This window comes from Streptomyces sp. C (assembly GCF_000158895.1).
GTDB lineage: Bacteria > Actinomycetota > Actinomycetes > Streptomycetales > Streptomycetaceae > Streptomyces > Streptomyces racemochromogenes.
In genome coordinates this window covers 1,206,720-1,212,050 of sequence record NZ_GG657750.1, presented here as the reverse complement: position 1 = coordinate 1,212,050, position 5,331 = coordinate 1,206,720, and the positions used below count along the sequence as shown (strand labels likewise).

At 71.0% G+C, this 5,331-nt stretch carries 3 protein-coding genes and 1 pseudogene; 2 read left to right on the top strand and 2 right to left on the bottom strand.

Annotated elements, in window-relative coordinates; genetic code table 11:
* Positions 1-39: 39 nt before the first annotated feature.
* Positions 40-2,049, bottom strand: coding sequence for a discoidin domain-containing protein (locus SSNG_RS05225; protein ID WP_042800566.1), 2,010 nt, complete (start codon positions 2,047-2,049; stop codon positions 40-42).
* Positions 2,050-2,389: 340 nt separating this feature from the next.
* Between SSNG_RS05225 and SSNG_RS05220 the strand changes: the two genes are divergently transcribed.
* On the top strand, positions 2,390-3,382 hold the full coding sequence (locus SSNG_RS05220; protein ID WP_007262753.1) for an alpha/beta fold hydrolase: 993 nt from the start codon (positions 2,390-2,392) through the stop codon (positions 3,380-3,382).
* Here SSNG_RS05220 and SSNG_RS05215 read toward each other — a convergent pair whose 3' ends face one another.
* The gene (locus tag SSNG_RS05215) at positions 3,383-3,841 is read right to left on the bottom strand and encodes a GNAT family N-acetyltransferase (RefSeq protein WP_007262752.1); all 459 of its coding nucleotides are present in this window, start codon (positions 3,839-3,841) and stop codon (positions 3,383-3,385) included. It abuts the gene before it with no gap.
* A 177-nt stretch (positions 3,842-4,018) separates the two neighbouring features.
* Between SSNG_RS05215 and SSNG_RS05210 the strand changes: the two are divergent.
* Positions 4,019-5,331 (top strand): annotated as a pseudogene (locus SSNG_RS05210) (hypothetical protein); the annotation flags it as partial.

The window sequence follows — 5,331 nt, the reverse complement described above, 5'->3', positions numbered from 1 at the left end:
GGGGCCGGCCGGGCGGTCCGGCCGGCCCCGCCGGTGGTGTCAGCTGCTGTAGACGCCGACCTCGTGGAGGGAGTACCCCCACTCGGTGGCCCGCTGGACGCCCTGCACGCGCAGGTACCGGGCCGTCACCCCGGCGAACCGGGCCGTGTCGAGCCCGCCGTCGCTGTCGGAGGTCGACCAGACCGTCTGCCAGTTCGTGCCGTCCGTGGACGCCTCCAGCCGGTACGCCTTCCCGTACGCCCGCTCCCAGTCGAGGGTGACCCGCCCGATCCGGTGCGCGGAGCCGAGGTCGATGCGCAGCCACTGGCTGTCGTTCCACTCGCTGGCCCAGCGGGATCCGGAGTCGCCGTCGACGGCCCGGCCGGGGGAGTAGTCGACGAAGGGGTTCCACCACTGGGACGACGAGGCCGAGGCGGAGGAGCCGGCGGCGAGGTTCACCTCCGACTTGTGCCGCTCGGAGGCCCCCCAGGTGCCGAGGTAGGACTCGGCGCCCTTGAACAGGTCGTCCACCACGTCCTGCCCGCCGGTGAGCCGGATGTCCTCGATCCAGTCGGGGACCAGGCCGTAGTGCGAGGCGCCGTCGGTGTTGAGGTCCCAGGTGCGCTGCCCGGTGGTCTGCCGGTCGATGACGGAACCGCCGTCGGTGCTGGTGAAGGGGTACTTCACCGGGTTGGGGGTGTTCGCGCCCCGGGGGCCGGGCCAGCCGCCTACGCCGTTCATGTCCGTGCCGTAGCCGTAGCCGACCTTGTACTTCTCGCGCAGGGCGTCCGTGCGCTTGGCCTCCGCGCTGAAGGCCTCGGAGCCGCTCATGTACTGGGCCGCGAAACCGCCCAGCTTGTAGAGCCGCTCGGTCCAGCCCAGGTCCATCCAGCTGTGCGAGGAGATGACGCCCGGGTAGGACTCGGACTCCAGGATGTCGAAGGCGCGGCCCGCGGCCTTGACGCTCATGTGGTCGACCTCGAGCATCATCCCGCGCTTCATCATCCCGCGGACGGCGTACTCGCCGAGTTCGCTGAGACCGCGCTTGTTGCAGCGGGCGTCGGAGGAGTACGAGGGGACCGCGACCCCCGCCGGGAGCTCCTTCTGCGCCGCCGGAGCCGCCGCGAGGCCGATCGGGTTGTCCTTCTGCGGGCCGGCGCACTGCTCGGTCTGCCAGAAGGTGCCGGTCGACAGGAACTGGCCGACGTTGATCGCGGTGCCGAGGGCGCCCTCGTCGAAGCGGACCCCGCACAGGGCGTTGTCGAACTTGTGGCAGAGGAACATGCTGCGCACGCCCAGCTTGTACAGCTCGTCGAGGCCGCGGTCGATGTCGGCCTTGCCGCACTGGGCGACGTCGAGGATCTGCTTGCAGCCGAAGGGCTCGGAGGTCTCGACCCCCATGACGACGGCCAGCTTCCCCTGCTTGATCACCTCGCGGGCCTGGTCGGAGTCGGTGACGATGCGGAACCAGCCCTTTCCGGGGCCGCCGTACATCTTGTCGACGAAGGCCTGCATGTCGTAGGTCTTCTGCGCCTCCAGGCGGATGGCGGTCATCTCGTCGCAGCCGCGGTCCTTGAAGAAGTAGACCGAGCAGATCACCCCGTTGGTGACGAGGTCGTTGACGAGCACGCGCTGGCCGCCGCGCCAGGCGCGCTCGACCCAGGCGTAGTAGTTCTGCTGGTGGGTCAGCGAGTCGTGGGCGGGCCAGTCCTTGAAGGTGGGCCAGCCGTTGGGGTCGTGCTTGCCGTCCCCGCCCTTGGTGATGAAGTCGAAGACGGCGAGGGTGCCGTCGGGGTAGTGCTCGGGGCAGTCCTTGAGGGCGTCCGCGACGCCCGCCTCGGAGAAGGGCTTGCCGCAGATCAGACGGCCGCCGAAGCCCTCGTTGGACATCAGGTGGTCGTGCGCGTCGACGAACCCGCGCACCTTGCCCTGGGCGTCGGTGCCCTTGAAGGGCTCACCGGTGACGTTGATCGCGGAGTCGGGCTGGGGCCGGGCGGTGGGGTTCCACCAGCCGGCGTCGGCCGTGGAGCCGGTTCCGGCGGAGGAGAGGGGCACGGGCCCGAGCAGCATGGCCAGCGCGGCGACGAGCGGTGTCAGGAGCGCGAGGCGGCGCCTCCGTCGGCGCGCGGCGCCGCGGTACGGCCGTGGGGGCGGGTGAGGGGTCAAGGTCATCACTCATGTCTTCGGTCGTCGGATGCGGCGCGATCGGATCCGGGCATGCATTGTCATGCCCCGCACAAAGGTGGGACGAGAATCCCGACTGGCTCGAAAGGAGTCAAGAGTCCGGGACGGATGACCTGATGGGGCGTCGGGTCCGACGAGGGCTTCGGCGACGGGAGTGGACCAGGTGGCGACACTGGCCGGATCGGAGCGGGCCCCCGGTCGCGGGTGCTTTTCTTTTGTCGGGCCCATGAGCGAACCGAGTGACACCCTCGAAGGCGTCGGCTGGTCGCGGCGCGGGGTCCTGCGCGTGACCGCGGCCGGCGCGGGCGCGGTCGCCGCCGTGGGGCCCGGGGCCTCCGCCGCGCACGCCGACGGCCGCCGGCGCGGCGCGCCGACCTTCGTCCTGGTCCACGGCTCCGGGAGCAACTCCTACGGCTGGTCCGCGGTCCTCGCCGAGCTGGGCCTGCGCGGGCACCGGACGATCGCCGTCGACCTCCCGGGCCACGGCCCCGGCGCCTACTTCCCCCTCTCCTACCAGTCCCCCCAGGACCTGGAGCGGCTGGCCACCGAGCCCTCGCCGATCGGCCGGGTCACGCTCGCCGACTTCGCGGAGCACGTCGCGGGCGTCGTACGCGCCGCCCACCGCAACGGCCCGGTCGTCCTGGTCGGGCAGAGCCTGGGCGGGGCGACCCTGAACGCGGTCGCCAACCGGGTGCCCGAACTGATCGCCCACCTGGTGTACGCCTCGGCCTTCTGCCCGACGCGGCACACCTCGGTGACCGACCTGATGTCCACCCCCGAGGGCGCGACCAGCTCCCTGTTCAAGATCCCGCCCTTCCGGACGCCGCCCGAGCTGGGGGTCAACCGGGTCAACTGGCGCTCCGCCGACCCGGCCTTCTTCGCGGCGGTGAAGGAGGCCCTGGCCGCCGACCGGACGGACGCCGAGGTCCGGGCGCTCCTGGCCACACTGGAGCCCGACGAGTCCGCGGCGATCGGCACCGCCGACTCCCGCGGGCTGGCGGACCGCTGGGGCCGGGTGCCGCGCACCTTCCTCCGGTTCACCGAGGACCGCTCGATCCCGCTCGCGCTCCAGGACCTGATGATCCGCGAGGCCGACGGGACCACACCGCGCAACCGCTTCCGCGTACGGTCGGTCCCCGCCCCGCACGTCGGGCCGCGCGACGCCGCCGTATGGGGGGACGAGCTGGAGCGGGTCGCGGAGTCGGCCCGCCGGGGATGATCAGCGGCCGCCCGGTGCCATGTCGTAGGTGACCCACATGGTCCGGGTGGCGACCTGGTCGTACTTGGAGCGCGCCCGGTGGTTGTCGTCGGCGGTGATCCAACGCACCACGCTCCAGCCGCGCTCGGCGGCGAGCTCGCGCAGGGCCCCGAGCAGCAGGTCGGCGGCGCCGGAACCGCGGTGCTCGGGGGCCACGAAGAGGTCGTCCAGGAAGCAGCCGACGGTCGCGGAGAGCGGCCGGGCGAAGGGCCGGTAGTGCGCCAGCCCCAGCAGCCGCCCTTCGGCGTCCTCGGCCACGAGGGCGCCGACCTCGTGGCCGGGGTCGTTCACCCACGCCCAGACGGTGGCGGCCGCCTCCTCGGTCTGCTCCACCCGGTAGAAGTCGGCGTAGCCCCGGTACAGGGCGCGCCACTGGGCGAAGTCCCCGGGCTGGGCGGCGCGGACCTTGATGTCGGACATGTGCGGCAACTCCTGTGATCGACGGTCCGGGGCAACGTACCAACCCCCCTCCGTCGCCACACCTGTCCACGGAGGTGCCCGTACCGCTGCGGTTTTCGACACGGCGGCGGGTTGCCTGCGGGCGCCGGTGCACGTGTCAATCACCCCAGAGGGTGAATTCATTGCCGATCGGCGGTGGTGGCGAATGGTTTCGGCGGCTTCGCGGGCGGGGTTGTTTTCGAGAAGCTGGCGATTCGGTCGGACGTTCTGCGATTCACCCGCGAGCGCGGGATGTTCGTATTACGCCTTGCGGGTGACACCGGGTATGTCATCGTGGCGGCCATGACAGACCTGAATGCCCAGGCCCCGTTTCCGTTACCGCCCTCCCCGGAGAGGCAGGCGGCCTGGATCGAAGCCGTCCTGGCCACCGACGGTGTCAATGTCCCGCGTGCCGCGCTGGAGAACGTGGCGCCGTTCATCGTGGACCCGGAGGCAGCCGTCGGTGAGCCGGACGCCGCTGGTGTCCGCAGGCTCAAGGGCGGGTCGGTGCGGCGCATCCACACCGATGCGGGCGACATGGTGGTGGCGGTCGTCCGCATGCACGGCGCAGGCGGGGTGCAGTGGAGTCACAACGAGCGCATCAGTTCGATCTGGCGCTCCATCGCCGATCCGACGGTCGGCCGGGGAACGGAGAGGACCCTGTCCTCGGTGCAGCCCTGGAGCCAGGTCGACGACCAGGGTGTGGAACGGTTCATGGCGGCCCTGCAGAGCACGGCGCAGAACCGTCAGGCGCTGCTGATGGACGCCGAGGACGCGGCTGACGCCCTGTCGAAGCGGGACAAGGTCAGGCCGTACGACCTGGAGGAAGATCTCGTCCTCAATGGCCAGCAGGAACCGGGAATGTACGTTCCGCAACAGGTGCGGCTGGTGGAACCGCCGGAACTCGACGCGAAGGGCGAACCGCTCCACCCGGAGGCCTTCTGGGGCTGGATGGCCGTTCGCGGAAACAATCGAACGCAAAAGCGCCAGTCGATTTTCCGTCTGACCTCCGGTGAGGTGCTCGCCGGTGTCCCGGCGGAGAAGCTGGGTCGATCCGGCGACGAGATGGTCTGGGACCCGAACGAATGGCTGGCGGAGTTCTCCACCCTGCTGAACAGGGAGTTCGAGGAATCGACGGAGGGCCTGGACCCCAAGGACGCTCCGAGGGCGCGACGCGCTCAGGCCATCGCGGTGGTGGACGCCCACCTCGTCGTCGGCACCTCGACGCCGAAGCGCCTGTACCGCATCGTGCAGATGAGCAACCGCAGGGACCACGTCCACCCCCCTCTGGAGTTCGATCCCGTCGACCGCTCACGTGCGCTGGGGCGCAGCGTCCTGGGAATGTACGTGGCGCGCGGGCTCATGGACGAGAAGACGGCCGAAGTGCTGTCCGGGCTGGCCCCCGTCCGGGACCATCCGGACGCCACCCCGGAGATGTCGAGTACGCCGACCTGCGCGACCTGCGCTCCATG

Coding starts and splice junctions, on each gene's coding strand:
- SSNG_RS05220 (WP_007262753.1), top strand. CDS start 2,390: ATGAGCGAACCGAGTGACACCCTCGAAGGCGTCGGCTGGTCGCGGCGC.
- SSNG_RS05225 (WP_042800566.1), bottom strand. CDS start 2,049: ATGCTGCTCGGGCCCGTGCCCCTCTCCTCCGCCGGAACCGGCTCCACG.
- SSNG_RS05215 (WP_007262752.1), bottom strand. CDS start 3,841: ATGTCCGACATCAAGGTCCGCGCCGCCCAGCCCGGGGACTTCGCCCAG.